The 22,235-nt window shown below is 72.7% G+C and carries 18 protein-coding genes; 13 read left to right on the top strand and 5 right to left on the bottom strand.

From position 1 onward, the window contains the following. The first annotated feature begins 74 nt into the window (after positions 1–74). The 4 genes from ACN268_RS12205 to ACN268_RS12190 all read left to right on the top strand — a co-directional run bounded on the left by ACN268_RS12205 (position 75) and on the right by ACN268_RS12190 (position 4,347). The gene (locus ACN268_RS12205; protein ID WP_421483310.1) at positions 75–2,867 is read left to right on the top strand and encodes a nitrate- and nitrite sensing domain-containing protein; all 2,793 of its coding nucleotides are present in this window, start codon (positions 75–77) and stop codon (positions 2,865–2,867) included. Between the two features lie 76 nt (positions 2,868–2,943). Continuing rightward, complete coding sequence (locus tag ACN268_RS12200; RefSeq protein ID WP_204926119.1) at positions 2,944–3,366, top strand: roadblock/LC7 domain-containing protein; 423 nt, start codon at positions 2,944–2,946, stop codon at positions 3,364–3,366. Positions 3,367–3,371: 5 nt separating this feature from the next. Continuing rightward, the gene (locus ACN268_RS12195; protein ID WP_088645633.1) at positions 3,372–3,758 is read left to right on the top strand and encodes a DUF742 domain-containing protein; all 387 of its coding nucleotides are present in this window, start codon (positions 3,372–3,374) and stop codon (positions 3,756–3,758) included. After that, positions 3,739–4,347: a GTP-binding protein gene (locus ACN268_RS12190; RefSeq protein WP_204926120.1), complete on the top strand. Its 609-nt coding sequence runs from the start codon at positions 3,739–3,741 to the stop codon at positions 4,345–4,347. The genes ACN268_RS12195 and ACN268_RS12190 overlap by 20 nt, the downstream gene beginning before the upstream one ends. A gap of 75 nt (positions 4,348–4,422) precedes the next feature. Here ACN268_RS12190 and ACN268_RS12185 read toward each other — a convergent pair whose 3' ends face one another. Further along, on the bottom strand, positions 4,423–7,290 hold the full coding sequence (locus ACN268_RS12185; RefSeq protein WP_421483309.1) for an aconitate hydratase: 2,868 nt from the start codon (positions 7,288–7,290) through the stop codon (positions 4,423–4,425). Positions 7,291–7,452: 162 nt separating this feature from the next. Here ACN268_RS12185 and ACN268_RS12180 point away from each other — a divergent pair, with 162 nt between their 5' ends. The 4 genes from ACN268_RS12180 to ACN268_RS12165 all read left to right on the top strand — a co-directional run bounded on the left by ACN268_RS12180 (position 7,453) and on the right by ACN268_RS12165 (position 9,566). Then, positions 7,453–7,842 carry a VOC family protein gene (locus tag ACN268_RS12180; protein ID WP_421483307.1) on the top strand — a complete coding sequence of 130 codons (390 nt, stop codon included), beginning with the start codon at positions 7,453–7,455 and terminating at the stop codon, positions 7,840–7,842. 37 nt (positions 7,843–7,879) lie between these two features. Beyond that, complete coding sequence (locus ACN268_RS12175) at positions 7,880–8,314, top strand: VOC family protein (RefSeq protein WP_421483306.1); 435 nt, start codon at positions 7,880–7,882, stop codon at positions 8,312–8,314. Between the two features lie 33 nt (positions 8,315–8,347). After that, positions 8,348–8,833: a YcxB family protein gene (locus ACN268_RS12170; RefSeq protein ID WP_421483305.1), complete on the top strand. Its 486-nt coding sequence runs from the start codon at positions 8,348–8,350 to the stop codon at positions 8,831–8,833. A gap of 76 nt (positions 8,834–8,909) precedes the next feature. Beyond that, on the top strand, positions 8,910–9,566 hold the full coding sequence (locus ACN268_RS12165; RefSeq protein WP_421483304.1) for a DedA family protein: 657 nt from the start codon (positions 8,910–8,912) through the stop codon (positions 9,564–9,566). Between the two features lie 117 nt (positions 9,567–9,683). On the opposite strand, the gene ACN268_RS12160 is transcribed toward ACN268_RS12165, so the two are convergent. From ACN268_RS12160 to ACN268_RS12150, 3 genes are all read right to left on the bottom strand, one after another. Beyond that, a complete protein-coding gene (locus ACN268_RS12160; RefSeq protein WP_421483303.1) occupies positions 9,684–10,340 on the bottom strand; it encodes a C39 family peptidase in 657 nt (218 codons plus the stop codon). Positions 10,341–10,698: 358 nt separating this feature from the next. Continuing rightward, positions 10,699–11,424 (bottom strand): alpha/beta hydrolase, encoded by a 726-nt coding sequence (locus tag ACN268_RS12155; RefSeq protein ID WP_421483302.1) that lies wholly within the window; start codon positions 11,422–11,424, stop codon positions 10,699–10,701. A 99-nt stretch (positions 11,425–11,523) separates the two neighbouring features. Further along, the gene (locus ACN268_RS12150; RefSeq protein WP_421487065.1) at positions 11,524–11,706 is read right to left on the bottom strand and encodes a hypothetical protein; all 183 of its coding nucleotides are present in this window, start codon (positions 11,704–11,706) and stop codon (positions 11,524–11,526) included. 19 nt (positions 11,707–11,725) lie between these two features. Between ACN268_RS12150 and ACN268_RS12145 the strand changes: the two genes are divergently transcribed. The 5 genes from ACN268_RS12145 to pulA all read left to right on the top strand — a co-directional run bounded on the left by ACN268_RS12145 (position 11,726) and on the right by pulA (position 20,262). Continuing rightward, positions 11,726–12,400: a hypothetical protein gene (locus tag ACN268_RS12145; RefSeq protein WP_421483301.1), complete on the top strand. Its 675-nt coding sequence runs from the start codon at positions 11,726–11,728 to the stop codon at positions 12,398–12,400. A gap of 37 nt (positions 12,401–12,437) precedes the next feature. Continuing rightward, positions 12,438–12,827 (top strand): hypothetical protein, encoded by a 390-nt coding sequence (locus ACN268_RS12140; protein ID WP_204926130.1) that lies wholly within the window; start codon positions 12,438–12,440, stop codon positions 12,825–12,827. A gap of 87 nt (positions 12,828–12,914) precedes the next feature. Next, the gene (locus tag ACN268_RS12135) at positions 12,915–13,676 is read left to right on the top strand and encodes a hypothetical protein (RefSeq protein WP_421483300.1); all 762 of its coding nucleotides are present in this window, start codon (positions 12,915–12,917) and stop codon (positions 13,674–13,676) included. A gap of 105 nt (positions 13,677–13,781) precedes the next feature. Further along, a complete protein-coding gene (locus ACN268_RS12130; RefSeq protein ID WP_421483299.1) occupies positions 13,782–14,546 on the top strand; it encodes a cellulose-binding protein in 765 nt (254 codons plus the stop codon). A 220-nt stretch (positions 14,547–14,766) separates the two neighbouring features. After that, entirely contained in the window at positions 14,767–20,262 is a 5,496-nt protein-coding gene (gene pulA, locus ACN268_RS12125; protein ID WP_421483298.1) for a pullulanase-type alpha-1,6-glucosidase, read from the top strand. Between the two features lie 101 nt (positions 20,263–20,363). Here pulA and ACN268_RS12120 read toward each other — a convergent pair whose 3' ends face one another. Further along, positions 20,364–22,037 (bottom strand): right-handed parallel beta-helix repeat-containing protein, encoded by a 1,674-nt coding sequence (locus ACN268_RS12120; protein ID WP_421483297.1) that lies wholly within the window; start codon positions 22,035–22,037, stop codon positions 20,364–20,366. Positions 22,038–22,235 lie beyond the last annotated feature (198 nt).

The raw sequence follows: 22,235 nt of genomic DNA, 5'->3' as shown, positions 1-22,235 counted from the left end.
AGCGTGCGCCGGGTTCAGGTGTGTCGTGACGCGTCGGGCGTCCGGCGGCCATGGTCCGGCCCGGGGGCGGTGTGATGGGTTCCGGCAGCACACGTCTGCGTACCAAAATCGTCGCCCTGCTCACCTCGCTCGTCGCGCTCTGGTCCTTCGCGGCCTGGGTGACCGTCCAGGACGGCTTCACCCTGCTGTTCGTGCAGACGCTCAACAGCCGGGTGGCCGACCCGGGCCAGGCGCTGCTCACCGCCCTGCAGGACGAACGTCGGCTCGCCAACGCCTACCTGGGCGAACGCGGCCAGCCGCAACTCGACGCCCTGACCGCCCAGTGGCAGCGCACCGACCTGGTGTCGGACGACTTCGGCACGTCGGTCGGCAGTTGGCAGGCCGAACTGGCCACCGGGGAGGACACCCGCCGCCGGGTGGACGAGGTGCTGACCGGGCTCAGTGGTCTCACCGGCGTCCGGGAGTCGGTGCGCGACGCGGGGGTGAACCGGGCCGAGGCGTCGGCCGCGTACACCGCCATCCTCGCCGCGGTGCTGCGGATGTACGGCTCGCTCGGCCAGCTCGACGACCCGCGGATCGCCGCCGAGAGCGAGACCCTGGTCGACCTCTACCAGGTGCGGGAACTGATCTCCCAGCAGGACGCCCTGATCACCGGGGTGCTCGCGGCGGGCCGGATGACCGGCGACGAGTACGCCCGCTTCGCCCAACTGGTCGGCGCCCAGCGCTACCAGACCGCGGAGGCGGCCGGCGAGCTGTCCCCGGCCGACCGGGTCCGCTACGACCAACTCGCCGGCTCCGACGCGGTGGCCCGGTTCCGGGTGCTGGAGGACCGGGTGATCCAGCAGTCCCGGTCGGGGGCCACCCTGCCGTTGACCGCCCAGGAGTGGCAGTCGACCGTCGGTCCGGCGATGCAGGCCCAGGTGGACTTCGGGGTGACCATCAACGACGCGCTGATCGACCGGGCCACACCGGTCGCGGTGGGCGTCATCGTCCGGCTGGTGCTCGCCGCCGGCCTCGGCCTGATCGCCGTCGTCGCCTCCATCGTGGTGTCGATCAGCACCGCCCGGCACCTGGTCCGCCAGCTGGCCCGGCTGCGGGACGCCGCGCTGCGGCTGGCCCACGAGCGGCTGCCCGGGGTGGTGGACCGGCTCGGTCGGGGCGAGGACGTCGACGTGGCCCGCGAGGCCCCGCCCCTGGACTTCGGCGACGACGAGATCGGCCAGCTCGGGCGGGCGTTCAACGCCGTGCAGGAGACCGCCGTGCGGACGGCGGTGGAGCAGGCCGAGCTGCGCCGCAACGTCCGGGGGGTGTTCCTCAGCCTGGCCCGGCGGACCCAGGCGCTGGTGCACCGCCAGCTCACCCTGCTCGACGCGATGGAACGGCGCGAACACGACGCCGAGGAGCTGGAGGACCTGTTCCGGGTGGACCACCTGGCCACCCGGATGCGGCGCAACGCGGAGAACCTGATCGTGCTCTCCGGCGCCACCCCGGGCCGGGCCTGGCGGCGCAACGTGCCCATGGTGGACGTGGTGCGCGGCGCGGTCGCCGAGGTCGAGGACTACACCCGGGTGGACGTGCTGCCGCTCGGGCCGGTCGCGCTCGCCGGCCGGGCGGTCGGTGACGTGATCCACCTGCTCGCCGAGCTGATCGAGAACGGGCTGTCCTTCTCGCCGCCGAACACCACGGTGGAGGTGCGGGGTCGACCGGTGACCGCCGGGTACGCCATCGAGATCGAGGACCGTGGCCTGGGGCTGACCGGGGAGGAACTGGTCGCGGCGAACCGCCGGATCGTCGACCGTTCCGAGTTGAACCTGGCCGACGCCGCCCGCCTCGGCCTGTACGTGGTGAGCCGGCTGACCGAGCGGCACGGGGTGAAGGTGCAGCTCAAGGAGTCCGCCTACGGGGGCACGACCGCCGTGGTGCTGATCCCGTCGGAGCTGGTGGTGCCCGGTGACCCGAGCCCGTCCGGCGCCCAGCCGGTCCTCGCCGCCGGCCCGGCCACCGCCGTGCCGTCGCCCCTTGCGGCCCCGCCGCCGGCCACCGCGTCGCCGATGCCGGCCACCGCGCCGCCGCCGGCAGCCACCGCGTCGCCGACCACCGCGACAGCGCCGCCGGGCACCGCGACAGCGCCGCCGGCCACCGCGTCGCCGGCGGGTACGACCACCTCGTCGGCGGCCCCGTGGGCCGTCCCGCCGTCGGGCGCGGTGACCCCGGCCGGGCTGCCCGCCCGATCCCGCAAGCGTCCCCCGCGCCAGCCGGCCCCGGCCGCCGCCCCGCCGTCGGTCAGTGACGCGCTGCACGGGCCGACCGTCCCGACCGGCCTGCCGGTCACCGGTGTCCGACCGTCCACCCCGGAGCCTGCGGCCGGCGACCCACCGCCACCCGGTGACCGGGGGACGGCCCCGTCGGCCGATCCCGGACCCGCCCCGGCGACCACCGGCCCGACGGTCGCGGGCCTGTTCGGCACGGGTCCGGTCGGCACGGGTCCGGTCGACACCGGCCCGGTCGACACCGGCCCGGCCACGGGCCGGTCGGGCGGCCCCCACCCGGCCGACCGGGCGACCGGGGACGGGCGGACGGCGGACGACGGCGTCGACCCGCCGTCGCCTACTGTGGAAGGGCCGGTGACCGACGCGGGCCTGCCGGTGCGGGTGCGCCAGGCGAACCTGGCACCCGGGCTGCGGGCCTCCCCGGGCACCGGGGAGACTGCGGCCGCAGGCACCCCACGGCGTGCCCCCGAGCAGGTGCGCCAACTGATGAGCGCCTACCAGTCGGGCACCCGACGCGGTCGCAGCGACGCGGCCCGGCTGCTGGAGGGCACCCGCGCCGGCGAACGGCCGGACGACGCGGACAACCCGGCGGGCTGACGGCGTCGCGACGGATGCGACACCGCCGACGGGACGGCAACGAGCACGGCGTACGCGCCGGGGAAGAGGACGACGAGTGGGGCAGACGACGGCATCCGGTGCCGACCTGACGTGGTTGCTCGACGATCTGGTCAGCCGGGTCAAGCAGGCCGAGCACGCCGTCGCGCTCTCCACGGACGGCCTGCTGATGGCCGCGTCCGGGGGGATGGGCCGGGACGACGGCGAACACCTCGCCGCGATGGCCGCCGGCATCCAGAGCCTGGCCCGGGGCGCCGGGAAACGGTTCGGCGGCGGGCAGGTCCAGCAGACCATCATCGAGATGGAGTCCTCGTTCCTGTTCGTCACCGCGGCCGGGCCCAACGCCTGCCTGGCGGTGCTGGCCGGCACCGACGCCGACGTCGGCCTGATCGCGTACGAGATGGCGATGCTCGTCGCCCGGGTGGGCAAGTACGTGGCGTCCCCGGCCCGGGGCGTCGATCAGCCGTCCGGCGGGAACTGACCGCGATGGCCGGTGACGGCGACCCCGCGGACGAACAGTGGGTCGACGAGCACGCGGGCCCGGTGGTCCGTCCCTACGCGGTCACCCGGGGCCGGGCCCGCCCGGTCACCGGCTCGTTCGACCTGATCTCGCTGGTCACGGCGACCCGGACGAACGCGGTCGAGGAGGCCGGGCTGGGGCCGGAGCACGTGGCGATCGTGGCGCTGACCCAACGCATGCAGTCGGTGGCCGAGATCGCCGCCCGACTGGACCTGCCGGTGGGCACCGTACGGGTGCTCCTCGGTGACCTGGTGGCGCGGGACCTGGTCCGGGTACAGGAACCCCGGGAGCCGGCCGGTGTCAACGACGAGAGCATCTACGAGGCGGTGATCAATGGACTACGGGCACTCTGAACGTCCGGCGGGGGCGCGGGTGCTGCCCACCGCGCTCAAGGTTCTGGTGGCGGGTGGGTTCGGGGCCGGCAAGACGACCCTGGTCGGGGCGGTCAGCGAGAGCCGTCCACTGCGGACCGAGGAGGTGCTGACCGAGACCGGCATCGGCGTCGACGACCTGTCCGGTGTGGAACGCAAGAGCACCACCACGGTGGCGATGGACTTCGGCCGGATCACCATCAGCAACGACCTGGTGCTCTACGTCTTCGGCACCCCCGGGCAGGACCGGTTCTGGTTCCTGTGGGACGAGTTGGCGGTGGGGGCGCTCGGCGCGGTGGTGCTGGCCGACACCCGACGGTTGGCCGACTGCTTCCCCTCCATCGACTACTTCGAGGGGCGGGGCACCCCGTTCGTGGTGGCGGTGAACTGCTTCGAGGGCGCCCGCCGGTTCGGCGTCGACGAGATCCGCGCGGCGTTGGACCTGGACCCGGAGGTGCCGTTGCTGCTCTGCGACGCCCGGCAGCGGGAGTCCGGCCGCAACGTGCTGATCACCCTGCTGGAGCACGCCATGAAGACCCGCGAGGCCCGCCGCCGGGCGGCCGGCGGCTGAGCACGACCGCACCGCGCGCCGACGCGACGGGCCCCCTCCGAAAGCGGAGGGGGCCCGTTCCGTGCACGGGGTACGTCAGCTCGCGATCATGCGGCGCAGCACGTACTGGAGGATGCCGCCGTGGCGGTAGTAGTCCGCCTCGCCCGGGGTGTCGATCCGGACCACCGCGTCGAACTCCACGCCGGTGTCGGTGCTGACCCGCACCGTACGCGGGGTGTCACCGTCGTTGAGTGCGGTCACCCCGGTGATGGAGAAGGTCTCCGCACCGGTGAGGCCGAGCGACTCGGCGGTGGTGTCCACCGGGAACTGCAACGGCAGCACGCCCATCCCGATCAGGTTGGACCGGTGGATGCGCTCGTAGGACTCGGCGATGACCGCCCGGACGCCGAGCAGCATGGTCCCCTTGGCCGCCCAGTCCCGCGACGAGCCGGAGCCGTACTCCTTGCCGGCCAGGATGACCAGCGGCACGCCGGCTTCCTGGTAGGCGGTGGAGGCGTCGTAGATCGTGGTCTGCTCGCCGGTGAGGTGGTTGACGGTGAAGCCGCCCTCCACTCCGGGGACCAGCTGGTTACGCAGCCGGATGTTGGCGAAGGTGCCCCGGATCATCACCTCGTGGTTGCCCCGGCGGGAGCCGTACGAGTTGAACTCGTGGCGCGGCACGCCGTGCTCGGCGAGGTACCGGCCGGCGGGGGAGTCGGCCTTGATCGCGCCGGCCGGGGAGATGTGGTCGGTGGTGACCGAGTCGCCCAGCTTGGCCAGCACCCGGGCGTCGGCGATGTCGACGACCGGGCTCGGCTCCTGCTGCATGCCCTCGAAGTACGGGGGCTTGCGGACGTAGGTGGAGTCGTCGGCCCAGGCGAACGTGTCGCCGGTCGGGGTGGGCAGCGACTGCCAGCGCTCGTCACCGGCGAACACGTCGGCGTACGCGGCGCTGAACCCGGTCGCGCCGATCGCCTGGGCGATGACGTCCTGGATCTCGGCGGTGTTGGGCCAGATGTCGCGCAGGTAGACCGGCTCGCCCTTGGTGTCCTCGCCGAGCGGCTCGTTGGCCAGGTCGATGTCCATCGTGCCGGCCAGCGCGTACGCCACCACCAGCGGCGGGGACGCCAGGTAGTTCATCTTGACGTCCGGGTTGATCCGGCCCTCGAAGTTCCGGTTGCCGGACAGCACCGACACGACGGCCAGGTCGCCGGAGTTGACGGCGGCGGAGACCTCCTCCGGCAGCGGGCCGGAGTTGCCGATGCAGGTGGTGCAGCCGTAGCCGACCAGGTTGAAGCCGAGCTTGTCGAGGTACGGCGTGAGGCCGGCCCGCTCGTAGTAGTCCATGACGACCTTGGAGCCGGGCGCCAGGGTGGTCTTGACCCACGGCTTGCGGCTCAGGCCCTTGTCGACGGCGTTGCGGGCCAGCAGCGCGGCCCCGATCATCACCTGCGGGTTGGAGGTGTTGGTGCAGGAGGTGATCGCGGCGATCACGACCGCGCCGTGGTCCAGCTCGTACTCCACGCCGTCGCTGCCGGTGACCCGGACCGGGTTGCTGGCCCGGCCCCCGGCGCCGACGGCGGCGGTCTCCAGGTCGCGCGGCTCGTCGGCCGGGTCGCTGAAGTCGTTGGCGGGCGGGTCGCTGGCCGGGAACGACTCGGCGCTGGCCTCGTCGGCCGGGCCGTTCGCGCCCCGGGGCAGCTGCTCGCGGGCGACGCCGGGCTTGAGGTCGCGCTCACCGGCGGAGTCGTCGGCGACGTAGTCGGTCAGCGCCGAGCGGAACAGCGTCTTGGCGGCCCCGAGCGGCACCCGGTCCTGCGGGCGCTTCGGCCCGGCCAGGGACGGCTCGATGGTGCCCAGGTCCAGCTCCAGGCGCTCGGAGTACGCCGGCTCACGCTCCGGGTCGTGCCAGAGCCCCTGCTCCTTGGCGTACGCCTCGACGAGCGCCACCTGGGAGGCGTCGCGGCCGGTCAGCTCCAGGTAGCGGACGGTCTCGGCGTCGATCGGGAAGATCGCGACGGTGGAGCCGTACTCGGGGGACATGTTGCCGATGGTGGCCCGGTTGGCCAGTGGCACGGCGCCGACGCCGGGGCCGTAGAACTCGACGAACTTGCCGACCACGCCGTGCTTGCGCAGCATCTCGGTGATGGTGAGCACCAGGTCGGTGGCGGTGGTGCCGGCCGGCATCTCACCGGAGAGCTTGAAGCCGACGACCCGGGGGATGAGCATGCTGACCGGCTGGCCGAGCATCGCGGCCTCGGCCTCGATGCCGCCGACGCCCCAGCCCAGCACACCCAGGCCGTTGACCATGGTGGTGTGCGAGTCGGTGCCGACCACGGTGTCCGGGTACGCCTGCATGACTCCAGACGCCTCTGCGCGCGCCATGATCGTACGGGCCAGGTACTCGATGTTGACCTGGTGCACGATGCCGGTGCCGGGCGGGACGACCTTGAACTCGTTGAACGCGGTCTGGCCCCAGCGCAGGAACTGGTAGCGCTCCTTGTTGCGCTCGTACTCCAGCTCGACGTTGCGGGCGAAGGCGTCCTCGCGGCCGAACAGGTCGGCGATGACCGAGTGGTCGATGACCAGCTCGGCCGGTGCGAGGGGGTTGACCTTGGTGGCGTCGCCGCCGAGGTCGCGGACCGCCTCGCGCATGGTGGCCAGGTCGACCACGCAGGGTACGCCGGTGAAGTCCTGCATCAGCACCCGCGCCGGGGTGAACTGGATCTCCACGCTCGGGTCGGCGGTGGGGTCCCACGCGCCGAGCTGGGAGATGTGGTCGGCGGTGATGTTCGCGCCGTCCTCGGTCCGCAGCAGGTTCTCCAGCAGGATCTTCAAGCTGTAGGGCAGTCTGTCGTGCCCCGGCACCTGGCTGATCCTGAAAATCTCGTAGCTCGCGTCTCCGACGCGTAGCTGGGTCTTCGCACCGAAGGTGTCGAGGCTCGCCACGTCGTACTCCTTCACACCAGCGACCGTGAGTAGTCCTGAGCAGTCTGTCGCACCGGGCGGAACGTCGCCCAGGTTAGGTAACACTTACTGCCGATTCGTCGTCTTCCAACAAAACCGTACGTCCGTCTTGCTATCCACGCAACCTCGTGCCAGGGTTCGGGACGAGGAGGTGCCACCATGATCCATCATGTGCTGCTCGCCTGCCCGCCCGGTGCCGAGGACGCGTCCCGGGCCTTCTACGTGGGCATCCTCGGCCTGACCGAGAAACCCAAACCCCCGGCCCTCGCCGCCCGTGGCGGCTGCTGGTTCACCGGGTACGACGCCGAACTGCACCTCGGCGTCGAGGCCGACTTCCGGCCCGCCCGCAAGGCGCACCCCGCCCTGCTGCGCCCCGACCTCGACGCCCTCGCCGACCGGCTGGCCCGCGCCGGCCACGCGGTCACCTGGGGTGACGACGACGAGCTGCCCGGGATGCGCCGCTTCCACACCGCCGACCCGCACGGCAACCGGCTGGAGTTCGTCGCCCCGCTGCCCGCCCGGACGGAGCGGTCGGCCCCCGGTCGCTGACCGCCGTCGTGTCGGACCCCGCCGCTACGGTGTGCCGATGGCGTCGGTCAAGCAGGTCCAGGTCACCTTCGACTGCGCGGAGCCCGAACGGGTCGCCCGCTTCTGGTGCGCGGTGCTCGGTTACGTCGTGCCCCCACCCCCGCCGGGGTTCGCCGACTGGGGCGCGTTCGACAGCGCCCTGCCGCCCGAGCGGCAGGGCTCCGCGTTCGCCTGCGTCGACCCCACCGGCGTGGGCCCGCGACTGTTCTTCCAGCGCGTGCCCGAGGGCAAGGTGGTCAAGAACCGGCTGCACCTCGACGTGCGGATCGGCCCCGGCCTGGTCGGTGCGGAGCGGTTGGCCGCGCTGGAGGCGGAGTGCGCCCGGCTGGTCGCCCTCGGCGCGACCCGGGTACGCCTGCTGCCCGCCGACGGGCACGACGAGTCGTGCCTGGTGATGCAGGACGTCGAGGGCAACGAGTTCTGCCTCGACTGAGCCACCGCCGCCGCGCCGCACTATCGTTTCCGCGTGCACATCCGTTTCGACGTCCCCGCCGACCCCGCCTACCCGGGCCGGGTGGCCGCCGCGCTCAGCAGCGTCCGGTTGCGCCGGTTCACCCTCATCGGCGCGGCGCTGGCGGCGGCCGGGGCGGTCGGTCTGCTGGTCTCCTGGGGCGGCCGGCTCTCGTCGCTGTGGCTGGTGCTGCTCGTGGGCGGGCTGCTGTCGATGCTCTACGCGCCCTGGGTGCGCTGGCGGGCCCGACGCCGCTCCGACGACTACGCGGTCGAGGGCGGCTACGACATCACCGACGACAACATCATGATGCGCAGCGGCTCGGAGTCCGGGGGCATCGCCTGGGACGGGGTGGCCCGGGTGCGGGAGGCCGGCGACTTCTGGATCGTGTACGTCGGCCGGATGCCGGCGACGGTGATCCCCCGCTGGTTGATGTCCCCCGGGGACGCCGAGACGTTGCGTGCCTTCATGGCCGCGCGCGGTCTGCTCGCACCCCGCTGACCACACCCCGCTGCGGGGCCCGCCCGGCCCGTCCGGCACGGGTAGGGTTCGAGGTCGGGTCGGAAGGGGTGCCGCAGTGGTCGACGTTCAGCACTGGCTCGTAGCACTTCCCCCGGGGGTGGTCTACCTGATCGTCGCCGGGGTGATCGGCGTCGAGAGCATGGGTGTCCCGTTGCCGGGCGAGATCGTGCTGGTCAGCTCCGCCCTGCTGGCCGCGACCGGGGTGGTCGAGCCGCACTGGGTCGCCACCGCCGCGGCGTTCGGCGCGATCGTCGGCGACTCCGTCGGCTACGCGGTGGGTCGCCGGGGCGGCCGTCCGCTGCTGGCCCGGCTGGGCCGGCGCTTCCCGAAACACCTGGGGCCCGCACAGCTCGCCCGCGCCGAGCAGAGCTTCGCCCGGCACGGCGTCTGGGCGGTGTTCTTCGGCCGGTTCGTCGCCCTGCTGCGCATCCTGGCCGGGCCGCTGGCCGGCGCGCTGCACGTGCCGTACCGGCGGTTCCTGGTGGCCAACGCGGCCGGCGGCCTGGTCTGGGCCTTCGGCACGACCTACCTGCTCTACACCCTGGGCCGGGCGGCCGAGCACTGGCTCAAGGACATCTCCTGGGCCGGCCTGGTCCTGGCCGTGCTCGGCGGGGTGGCCAGCACCTGGTGGCTGCGCCGCCGGGCCCGCCGGCTGGAGTCGACGACGACCGCCGACGAGGCCGAACCGGTGGCGGCCGGCACCGACCGCTGAGCCGCCACCGCTACGGCCCCCCCGGGCACGGGAGCGAGCTGGCGGTACCGACGACGATCGGGCCGCCCCCGGGTGGGGGCGGCCCGATCGGTGTCCGGGGTCAGGACGGGTAGCGGGTCAGGACGAGTAGCCGCGGGTGGCGATCCAGTCGGCGAGGTTGTCCACGCTCATCCGGTAGGACGCGGTGTCCGGGTTGGCCGAGTCACCGATGGTCACGGTCTTCCCACCGTCGCGGTAGCCGATGACGCTGATGTAGTGGCCACCCTCGAAGGAGTGGGCGTTGCCGTCGGTGTCCACCGCGGTGCCGGCGATGTTGGCCACCACGGCCCGACCGTCGTCGACGGTACGCACGATGTCGGCGCGCAGCTCGTCGGTCTGCTTGTCGTCGGCCTTGGCGCCGCGGATCTCGGTGCTCTCGTACGCCTTGCGGCCGGTCTCCTTGTTCAGCACGGGGGTGATGTCGTTGATGCTGTCGGTGCCGGCCTCGGTGGTGCGCATCTCCTTGGCCATGGCGTCGACGTCGATGTTCTTGCCCTGGACGGACAGGGCGTTGCGGGTCGCGGCGGGGCCGCAGTAGTAGAAGTTCGGCTGCGCCTGGTAGTCCATCGTCAGCTCACGCTCGCCGGCGGGCCGGCGCTCGGCCTGAACGGCGGCGGGTGCGCCGGTGCGGGCCTCGACGGCGTAGGCGGCGGTCAGCGGGCCGGCGATGGCGCCGGTGGTGAAGGCGAGGCCGGCAGCGGTCAGGGCGGTCTTGCGGATCAGATCGGTACGCATGGTCGCGTGCTCCTCTGCATCGGGGGTATGGCGCACGCCCACAGGGGGGTGGGGCGTGGCCGGAAGTTCGGGGGATCGCCAGGCGATCGGGGGGACCTGCTCGGGCGTCCGGGGATTGTCAACCGACCCGGTGGCGACCGCATTCCGCGATCGGGGTTCCGGGGCCGTCCCCCTCGGGCGGGGGAGTGGCGGTGGTATGCCAGGTACAACGCCCCGCCCCCGGCGGCGATTCCGCCGTGGGAGTGGCCCCGGCCACGGGACGATCGGGCACGAACGCACCGGTCCGGTGCTCGACCCCCGCGACGAACCGGACATCCGGTCGGTCACCGGACCCGGTGCGGTGGGTGGTGGACCCCGCTCAGTCGGCGCGGATCAGGTCGACCACCGCGTCCCGGGCCGCCCGGACGGCCTCGCGGGACTGCGCGGTGTGGTCCAGGATGTCGAAGGCGTGCTGGCCGTCCGGCACCTCCACCAGGCGCACCTGTCGCCCGACCTGGGTGGCGGCGTCGAGGAACGCCGCGATGCCGGCCAGCAGCCCGGGGAGCTTGTCCTGCCCGGCCCGGGTCAGCACCACAGGCGTCGTCGAGCCCGTGCCGAGGGCGTCGAGGGGCAGGAACCGTGCCGGCACCTCCCAGCCGGGCAGCGGGACGAGCAGCGGATAGGTCAGCGCGATGCCCCGCACCCAGGCCGGCGCGACGCGCAGCCAGTCGGCCGAGAACAGGCTGCCGCCGGAGAAGAACCAGAGCACCACCCGCTGCGGGTCGACCCGGGGGTCGGCCCGGACGGCCTCGACCAGGCCGGCGATCTCGTCGGCGGTGGCGGGCAGCCCGGCCAGGTCGGTGACCCGGTAGCTGACGACGGCGGCGACCAGGCCCTGCTCGGCGAGGAGCGCCCCGTAGCCCCGGTAGAGCAGCCAGTCCCGGGGGTCCGGCGCGCCCGGCGGAAGGGGGGCGCCGTGCACGATCACCACCACGGGGTGCGGACCGTCACCGGCCGGCAGGTGCAGGTCGACCTGGCCGTGCCGCTCCACCGGCGCTGGGGGCGGTGCCAACACGAAGGGTTGCCGCTCGACCGCGTCGTCCATGCCGGGGAGCCTAGCCGCCGACGGCCCGTCGGACCGTCCCGTCGGGACCACCGTGGACCTCGGCAGTGGTGGATCGGCGTCGGGTCGCCGCGGAACCGGTCAGGCCGGGTCGTCGCCGGACTTCGCGGCCTGGGCGTGCCGCTCCCGCAGCCGGTCGCGGATCTCCTCCGGGGTGTACGCGCGACGCCGCCGCTCGGCGCGGGCGACGACCACCCCGGTCGCGGCGACCCCCGCGAGACCGGCCAACCCGAGGACCTTCCACCACTGCATCCGTTGCCGCATCGGCCTAGGGTAGACGCCCATGAGCATCAGCCTGGACGAGGCCGTCGACCTGACCCGTACCGGTGACGTCTGGGTGTTCCGGGGGCGCAGCGTGCCGGACCGGGCCATCCAGTTCACCACCAACAGTCCCGTCAACCACGTCGGCATGGCGGTGGTGCTGGACGACATGCCCCCGCTGATGTGGCACGCCGAGCTGGGCCGGTCGCTGCGGGACATGTGGACCGGCACCCACCAGCGGGGTGTGCAGCTGCACGACCTGCGCGACGCGGTCTGCGTCTGGGCCAACCGGTACGGCCAGCGGGCCTGGCTGCGTCAGCTCGAACCGTCGGCCGATCCGACGATGGAGCAGGCGGTGCTGCGGACGGTGGCCCGGCTCGACGGCACCCCGTTCCCGTCCACCGCCCAGTTGGCCTGGCGGTGGGCCCGGGGGCGGGTGCCGCAGCTGCGCCTGCCGCTGCCGGGCCGGCGGGACCGGGCCGACGAGCGGGCCGACCTGCCGGCGGGTGACAGTGCGCTGGAGACCGCGTACTGCGCCGAGGTGGTGGCGGTGACCTACGAGGCGATGGGGCTGCTGCCGCCCGGCCGGCGGCCCAACTGGTACGACCCGGGCCGGTTCTGGAGCGGCGACGACCTGGACCTGGCCGGCGACGCGCGGCTCGGCGCGGAGATCGAGGTGCGTATCCCGCCCCGGTGAGGTTTGCCGGCGGCCGGGGACGGCAATTGGTGACGCCGTGAGAGCTTCCACCGACCTCGACACGTTGAGCGACTTCTTCGACAGGTACGGGGTGGCGCTCACCACCGGCGACGTGCCCACCATCGCCGGCTGCTACGCCCTGCCGGGGCTGGTGGTCGCCGACACCTACAGCTTCTCGTTCAGCACGATGGCGGCGGTCGCGCTCTCCTTCGTCGGGGCCGCGCCCGACTACCGGGAACGGGAACTGGTCGCGGCGCACGCGCTGATCGAGGAGGTGGAGCCGGTCTCCGCCCTGCTGACGATGGTGTCGGTGCGCTGGGAGTTCCTGGACAGCCAGGGCCGGGCGGTGCCCGGGGAACGCTACCGCTACCTGCTGCGCGGCACCGAGGACGGCCCGGCGATCTGCACCGTCATCCGGACCGGCTGACCGCCGGGTCGCCCCTGCCACGCCCCCGGTGATCATCCCTACCGGACGGTCGCTAATCTCTGCGTACAGGGTCGACCGAGGAGGGCCATGCCGGGCACCCGTGGAAAGCGGTGGACGTCCCGACTGCCCCAGGCGGTCGCCGCGACCCCCTGGCTGCTCGCCTCGATCGGGGTGATCGTGCTGCTCCTGCTGCTGGTCAAGGCGCTGGTGGCGGTGCTGGGTCACGATCGGTACGCCGAGCACGGCGCCGGGTCACGCAGCGAGGCCGTGATGGTGCCCGGGGTGCCGGTGACGACCGGGCCGGCGTCGGCGACGCCGTCGCCGTCGCCCACCCGCACCCGGCGGGCCACCAGCGGCGACGGAACCGGCGTGGTCCCACCGGCACCGGGTCGGACGCCCGTCGCGTCCCGGTCGGCCAGCCCGTCGGCGTCGGTGTCGCCGCCGACCGTGGCCCTGACGCCGCCGCCGGCCACGCTGCTCAACGACGACGCCCCCGGCATCACCTACCGGGGACGGTGGGCGGTCTCCCGGAACCGGCCATACGGCGACCACCGGAACGACGTGCACTACACCATCCACGACGGGGACTCGTTCAGCTTCACCTTCACCGGCACCGGCCTGGACTACATCACCTCGCGGGACCCCGAGTACGGTGACGCCGACGTGTGGGTCGTCGATGCCGCCGGGCGACCGGTGAAGCAGGAGCGGGTGAGCGCGCGGGCGCACCGTTACCAGCCGCAGCAGACCGTGTTCAGCGTGCAGGGGCTGCCGGTCGGGAAGTACACCATCTGGGCGGTCAAACGCGGCGGGGTCTACTTCCAGGTGGACGCCCTGCGGGTGCGCGGCTGACGGGACGAACGGACTGTCCGGTTAGGACAAAGTCCGGACGTTGGGTACTTTCCGACAATCGCCTGAATCGTTACTCTTCTCGGACGGGGCCGACCAGGGAGGGTCATGTCCGGCATGCGTCGCGCGCAACCGCGGGCACACGGAGCGGGTGCGCTGGCGTCGTCGCCATGGGTCGTGGTCGCCACCGGCGTGCTGGTGATGGTGGTGCTCCTGATCGTCGCCTTGGCGTCGTACCGCAGCCGGGGGCCGGCGTTCGAGGCCCGGCCGGCCGATCCGCTGCCGACGTACTCGCTGCCGGGCTCGGGGGCGACCAACCCGGCCCGGGTGGCGGCGAACCTGCCCGAACCGGTCGTCCCCGGGCTGACGCCCCGCCGCACCGACACGCCTCCGGTCGAGGTGCCCGTGGTGGTCGTGCCGCCGTCGGCCGGGGACGACGTGCCCGCACCGCCGGCCGGTGGGGTCGGGTCACCGCCCGACGAGCCGGGCGTAGAGCAGCCCCGACCCACCACACCCGCACCGCCACCGCCCGCCGCGCCGCCGTCGTCGCCGGTCACCGGCCGGTTCAGCGTGCGGGACAGCTGGAACAACCAGGCGTTCATCGGTGAGGTGCTGCTCTACAACCGCGACCGGGTGTCCCGACCGTGGACGGTCCGGTTGGTGCCGCCACCGGGCAGTCGACTGGTCACCTCGTGGGTCGAGGGCGCCCCGCAGGGCACTCCCCGGATGTCCGGCGGGGTGTTCACGTACACCAGCGGGGTGAACGTCGGCCCCGGTGCCTCGGTGCCGTTGCGGTTCCACTTCGAGAACACCGGCGGCAGCATCCGGCCCTCGCGGTGCACGGTCGACGGGGTGCCCTGCTCCGGCCTCTGACCCGCCGGCTGCCGGTCCGCCGCGCCGGCCACAACCGCCGTCCGGGCCATGGGCCGTTCAACCGTGGCGCTGCCACCGTCCGGCCATGGGTGCTGCCGGCACCGTTCATTCCGCGTTCTGCAAGGTTACTGCCGTATTGCCGCAGGGTTTGCAAGGTATTGCAGATTTTTTCGGCAAGGGCTAGCGTGCGGGCGAATCAGCGACCATAGGAAGGCCGTCGATGACACCCCCGCTGCCGCGCAAGGCGCTGCTCGCTCTGGTCTCCACCCTCACCCTCGCTCTCGTCGGCGTCCCGGTCGCCGTCCGGCAACTCGGTGCCGACGCCACCGACCGGCCGTCCACCATCGACGCCCTCGCCGCGGCCGGCGCCGCCCAGTGGGGTGCCGAACCCTCCACCGACGCGCTGCTCGCCGCCGGCGCCGGTAAGGGACGTAACGAACAGTTCTACTTTGTCCTGCCGGACCGCTTCGCCAACGGCGACCGCCGCAACGACACCGGCGGCCTCACCGGGGACCGGCTGCGTACCGGCCTCGACCCGACCGACAAGGGCTTCTACCACGGCGGCGACCTCAAGGGCGTCATCGACAAGCTCGACTACATCCAAGGGCTCGGCACCACCGCCATCTGGCTCGCGCCGGTGTTCAAGAACCGGCCCGTGCAGGGCAGCGGCGCGGACGTCTCCGCCGGCTACCACGGCTACTGGATCACCGACTTCACCCAGGTCGACCCGCACTTCGGCACCAACGAGGAGATGAAGCGGCTGGTGAAGCTGGCCCACCAGCGGGGCATCCGGGTCTACCTCGACGTCATCGTCAACCACACCGCCGACGTCATCAGGTACGCCGAGGACAGGTACGCCTACGTCGACAAGAAGACGTCGCCGTACACCGACGCGCAGGGACGCGAGTTCGAGGACCGCAACTACGCCGACGGCACCCGGGCCTTCCCGACGGTGAACCGGGACTCCGGGGCGTACACGCCGACCTTCGCCACTCCCGCCGACGCGAAGGTCAAGGTCCCGGCGTGGCTGAACGACCCGACGATGTACCACAACCGGGGTGACTCCACCTTCACCGGCGAGAACAGCGAGTACGGCGACTTCTACGGTCTCGACGACCTGTGGACCGAGCGGCCCGAGGTGGTCAGGGGCCTGACCAAGGCGTACGGCGACTGGATCGCCAGCACCGACGTCGACGGGTTCCGGCTGGACACGGTCAAGCACGTCAACCTCGACTTCTGGCCGCAGTTCAGCCAGGGCATCAAGCGCGCCGCCGACAAGGCCGGGAAGAAGGACTTCTTCATGTTCGGCGAGGTCTACAGCGCCGACCAGGAGGTCACCTCCACCTACGTGCGGCGCGGCGGGCTGCCGGCCACCCTCGACTTCTCCTTCCAGGAGGCGGCGCGCGGCTACGTCACCGCCGACGGCTCGGCCAAGGCGCTGGCCGACGTCTACGCCAAGGACCCGCTGTACGCCGCCCGGGACACCGACGCCGGCCGGCTGACCACCTTCCTCGGCAACCACGACATGGGCCGGATCGGCTCGTTCATCGCCGCCGGCGGGGGCGACGACGCCCGCCAGCTCGGCCGGGACCGGCTCGCCCACCAGCTGATGTTCCTCACCCGGGGGCAGCCGGTGGTCTACTCCGGCGACGAGCAGGGCTTCACCGGGCCGGGCGGGGACAAGGACGCCCGGCAGGACATGTTCGCCACCCGCACGGCGGACTACCTCGACGACGACCTGATCGGCACCACCCGCACCCACGCCAGCGACCAGTACGACACCACCCACCCGCTCTACCGGACCATCGCCGAGCTGGGCCGGCTGCGGGCCGCGCACCCCGCCCTGCGCGACGGCGTGCAGGTCACCCGGTACGCCGCCGACGGGCCGGGCGTCTTCGCCTTCTCCCGGATCTCCCCGGCCGACCGCACCGAGTACCTCGCCGCGGTGAACAACGCCGGCACCCCGCAGACTGTCACCGTGCAGACCTGGTCCCCCGGCACCACCTTCACCGGCATCTACGGCGGCACGGCCACCCCGACCGCCGGCACCGACGGAAAGCTGAGCCTGACCGTGCCCGCCGGGTCGGCCGTGGTGCTCCGGGCCGGCCGGCCCGTGCCGCAGGCCACCGCGAAGCCGGCCGTCACCCTCACCGAGCCGGGCACCGACCCGGTCGCCACCCGGGCCGCCGTCACCGCGCAGGTGACAGGTGACCCGCTGGCCACCGTCACCGTCGCCGCCCGGGTCGCGGGTGGAAAGTGGACGCTGCTGGGCAGCGCACACACCGCGCCGTACACCGTGCACCACGACCTGACCGGGCTCGCCGGCGGCACCCGGGTCGAATACAAGGCGGTGGTGCGCGACGGGAAGGGGCGGACGACCGCCACCCGGTCGACCGGCGTGGTCGGCACCCCGGCGCAGGGCGCGTCCCGGGACTGGCTGGTGGTGCACTACCAGCGCCCCGCCGGGGACTACGCCGACTGGGGACTCTACGCCTGGGGTGACATCGATCCGGCGTACGTCACGCAGTGGCCCGCCGGGCAGCCGTTCGTCGGGGAGGATTCGTACGGCCGGTTCGCCTGGGTGAAGCTCAAGCCCGGCGCGACGTCCGTCGGGTTCCTCGTGGTCGACAAGGCGGGCACCAAGGACGTCGCCAACGACCGCACCGTCGACGTGACCACCACCGGTGAGGTCTGGGTCAAGCAGGGCGACCCGGCGCTCTATCCCACCCGGCAGGCCGCCACCGGCCAACCCGACCCACCCGTCGACCCGAACACCGCGATCATCCACTGGCGCAAGGCCGACAACGACTACGCCGGCTGGGGCCTGCACCTGTGGGACGGGGCGGCCACCCCGACCGACTGGGCCAGCCCCCTGCCGCCCGAGAAGGTGGACTCGTTCGGCGCGCTGTTCCGGGTGCCGCTGGCGGCCGGCGCGACCGGGTTGAACTACATCATCCACCGGGGCGACACCAAGGATCAGCCCGACGACCAGCGACTCGACCTGACCGGGGTGGGCCACGAGATCTGGCTGCTGGGCGGGGTGCCCGGCCGGCTGCTGCCCGCCACCGGCGCCGGGGCGACGAAGGACCTCGACATCACGAAACAACAGGCACAGTGGATCGACAGGTCCACGGTCACCTGGGCCGTCGGCCCGACCGACGGCAGGGCGTACGCCCTGGTGGCCGCCCCGGCCGGTGGGCTGGGGGTGGTCGACGGCGAGCTGTCCGGGACGTACACCTCGTTGCCGTTGCGGGCGCAGCGCAACGGGCTCACCGAGGCCCAGCGGGCGGCCTTCCCGCACCTGTGGGCCCACCAGGCGTTCCACCTCGACCGGGCCGACCTGGCGAAGGTGCCGGCGGCGCTGCGCGGGCAGCTCGTGGTGACCGAGCGGGACGCCCGGGGCGCGCTGCTGCGCGCGACCGGGGTGCAGGTCCCCGGGGTGCTCGACGACGTCTACCGCGCCGCCACCGACGCCACGCTGGGTGTCAGCTTCGCCGGTAAGGTGCCCACCCTCGCGGTCTGGGCGCCCACCGCCCGCACCGTCACCCTCGAACTGTCCGACACGCCGTCGGCGTCGCCGCGCACGGTGGCGATGCGCCGCGACGACCGCACCGGCGTCTGGTCGGTACGCGGCAGCCGCGACTGGGCCGGCCGCTACTACCGCTACCGGGTGGAAGCCTGGCAACCGGCCGCCCAAGAGATCGTCACCGCGTCGGTCACCGACCCCTACTCGGTGGCGCTCGCGGCGGACTCCACGCACAGCCAGATCGTCGACCTGACCGATCCGGCGCTCGCCCCGCCCGGCTGGTCCGGGCTGCGTAAGCCGGCCGCGCCGCCCGCGTCACAGGCGCAGATCTCCGAGCTGTCGGTACGCGACTTCTCCATCGCCGACGACACCGTGCCGGCCGACCGGCGGGGCACCTACCTGGCCTTCACCGACCCGGGCACGGCCGGCATGAAACACCTGAAGGCGCTCGGCGACGCCGGGGTCAACTACCTGCACCTGCTGCCCGTGTTCGACTTCGCCACCATCCCGGAGAAGCGGGCCGACCAGCGGCAGCCCGACTGCGACCTGGCGGCGCTGCCGCCGGACTCCGACCGGCAGCAGGCGTGCGTCGCGGCGGTCGCCGACACCGACGGCTACAACTGGGGGTACGACCCGCTGCACTACACCGTCCCCGAGGGCGGCTACGCCGTCGACCCGGACGGGGCACGGCGGACCGCCGAGTTCCGGCGCATGGTCGCCGGGATCAACGGCGCCGGCCTGCGGGTGGTGCTGGACGTGGTCTACAACCACACCTCCGCCGCCGGCACCGACGAGAAGTCGGTGCTGGACCAGCTGGTGCCCGGCTACTACCACCGGCTGCTCGACGACGGCACCGTCGCCAACTCGACCTGCTGCGCCAACACCGCCCCCGAGCACGCCATGATGGGCAAGCTGGTGGTCGACTCGCTGGTGGTCTGGGCGAAGCAGTACAAGGTGGACGGCTTCCGGTTCGACCTGATGGGCCACCACCCGAAGGCGAACATCCTGGCCGTGCGGGCCGCGCTGGACCGGTTGACCCTGGCCCGCGACGGCGTCGACGGGAAGAAGATCCTGCTCTACGGCGAGGGCTGGAATTTCGGCGAGGTCGCCGACGACGCCCGGTTCGTGCAGGCCACCCAGGCCAACATGGCCGGCACCGGGATCGGCACCTTCAACGACCGGCTCCGCGACGCGGTCCGCGGCGGCGGCCCGTTCGACGGCAACCCGCGCGTGCAGGGCTTCGCCTCCGGCCTGTACACCGACCCCAACGGCGACGACGTCAACGGCACCGCCGCCGAGCAGCAGGCCCGACTGCTGCGCCAGCAGGACCTGATCAAGGTGGGGTTGACCGGCAACCTGCGCGACTACCGGTTCACCGACTCCGCCGGCCGGCAGGTCACCGGGGCGCAGGTCGACTACAACGGCTCGCCGGCCGGCTACACCGCCGCCCCCGGCGAGGCGGTCACCTACGTCGACGCGCACGACAACGAGATCCTGTACGACGCGCTGGCGTACAAGCTGCCGACCGGGACCTCGGCGACGGACCGGGCCCGGATGCAGGTGCTGGCCCTGGCCACCACCGCCCTCGGGCAGGGCACCGGGTTCGTGGCGGCCGGGTCGGAGCGGCTGCGCTCGAAGTCGCTGGACCGCAACTCCTACAACTCCGGTGACTGGTTCAACCAGATCCGCTGGGACTGCGCCCGGGGCAACGGCTTCGGTGCCGGGCTCCCCCCGGCGGCCGACAACCAGGACAAGTGGCCGTACGCCAAGCCGCTGCTGGCCGACCCGGCCCTGGTGCCCGGCTGCGCCGCGATCGACCTGGCCGACGCCCGGTACGCGGAGCTGCTGCGGATCCGACGGTCCTCGCCGGTGTTCGGGCTGACCACCGCCGCGCAGGTGCAGCAGCGGGTCGCGTTCCCGCTGTCCGGGGCGAAGGAGACCCCGGGGGTGCTCACCATGACCCTCGACGCGCGGGGGCTCGGCGGCCGGTGGAAGACGGTGACCGTGGTCTTCAACGCCACCCCGGCGACGGCGAAGCAGACGGTGACCGGGCTGCGGGGCACCGACACCGCCCTGCACCCGGTGCTGGCCGGCTCGGCCGACCCGGCGCTACGGACCGCGTCGTTCGACCGGGCGGCGGGCACCTTCACCGTGCCGGCGCGCAGCGTGGCGGTCTTCGTGCAACGCTGACGCGGACGACGACCGGCCCCCCTGCGCGTGCTGCGCAGGGGGGCCGGTGCGTGTCCTGCCCGGTGTGCCGCCGTCACCGGCCGCACGTCACCCGAGGGTGCTCAGCCGAAGCAGTTCGGAATGGTGTCGCCCGGGATGGCCAGGCAGTTGGTCGGACGGTTCGCGACGATCGCGGACTTGTCGTCCACGTTCACCACGCCCTCGAAGGTGAACACACCGCCGGGGGCGAGGGTGGCGAAGTTGTTGGCGACCTTCGTCCGGCTGAGGTTGACCTCGCCGAAGATGTTGAAGATGCCGCCGCCGACGCCGATCGGACCGAGGGCCCGGTTGGCGACGACATCGGACTCGCGCACCGTGGTGACGCTGTCCGCGTTGAACAGCCCGCCGCCGAAGAAGCCGGCGGTGTTCTCCTTCAGGTGGCTCTTCTCGATGGTGACCGCGCTGTCGAACGCGACGGCCACGCCACCGCCGACACCGGCGGTGCTGTTCTTGGCCACCGTCGAGTGGTCGACGTTGACCTGGGCGTCCGCCGCCGCGAGACCGCCACCGGCGAGCACCGCGGTGTTCGACAGCAGTTCGGTGTAGCGCACGGTGGTGTTGCCGCCGATGTCGAGCACGCCACCGCCGAAGCCGAGCGTCTCGTTGTCGGTGACCTTGGACTTCTCGATCAGGGCGGTGCCGCCGTCGACGTCCTCGGTGAAGATCTCCGCGGCGCCGTTGGCGATACCGCCGCCACCGACGATGGCGGTGTTGTCGGTGATCGTGGACTCGTCGACCGTGAGCAGGCCGGCGTTGAAGATGCCCCCGCCGAAGAAGAAGGCGGTGTTGTGGGCGACCTCGGTGTGCCGCAGCGACGTGGTGCCGAAGTTGGCCAGCCCGCCGCCGTTGCCGCCTGACTGGTTGAGCACGACCGAGGTGTCGAACAGGTTGGCGGTGCCACCCGGCTGCACCAGGATCCCGGCGCCGTCGTTGACGCCCGGCTCCTCGACCAGCGTGGTGGCCTTCCCCGGCTTGGCCTTCGGCGCGGCCTTCACCGCGGCCTTGCGGGCGGCCTTCGGCGCGGCCTTCAGGCCGGCCTTCGGGTTCGCCTTGCGGGCGGCGAGCGCCTGGGCCAGCGGGGTGCCGGCCTTGACCTGGGCGGCGATCGCCTGGGAGTCCGAGTAGGCCCCCCACACCGCTGCCGGGGAGACCGGCTGCAACGCCTCGATGGTCTGCCCACCCTTGATGGTCAGGCCCTTGAGGCTCAGGTGACCGCCCGGACCCACGTTGAGGATCCGGAAGTAGTCGGCGGTGGCGTCCCGGGTGATCGTGGTGTGCTCACCCCGCAGGGTGATGTCCTGGGTGATCACCGGCAGGCCGTTGCCGTCCTGGTTGCGGGTCAGGTTGTAGGTGCAGCCCTTGGCCAGGTCCAGCACACCGCCGTCGCGGCTGTTGGCGAAGACGATCGCCTGGATGAGCCGGTCGGTGTCGCAGGGCACCTCCTTCCCCCGTTCGTGGTCCTTACCGTCGCGGTCGTCCTTGCCGCCACGGTCCGGACCCTCCTCGCCACGGCCCTCGTCGCCGCGACCCTGGTCGCCGTCCTTGGTGACCTGCTGAGTGGTGTTCCACGTCAGTCCGCTCACCCCGACCGCCCCGGCGCTGCCGGCGACGCCCACCGCGGCGAGACTGACCACACCTGTCAACCCGGCGACGCCACTGGCGAGCCAGAGCTTGCGACGGCTCCTGCTCCCCGTCGCCCGCGCGGAGGCTTCGTTGTTCGTTAGGTAGTTGGACATCGGAGCTCTCTGCCCTCTCCTCGTACCAGACAGGGTCGCCGCGCCTGAGCGGACGTCCCCTGCTACAAATCGGTTGTAGCTCCCGAAACCCACGGTATGAGAAGGTTCCTCGCTATGAGGTCAAACCCGAGGAAAGCCCGCCTTATTTACACGTTCCGGCGGTCGGTGACCCTGGGGACGAGCAGGCCCTCCGTGGTG

Source organism: Micromonospora sp. WMMD735 (genome assembly GCF_049178995.1).
Classification (GTDB): Bacteria; Actinomycetota; Actinomycetes; order Mycobacteriales; family Micromonosporaceae; genus Micromonospora; species Micromonospora wenchangensis.
This window is presented reverse-complemented; position numbering and strand designations above follow the sequence as displayed.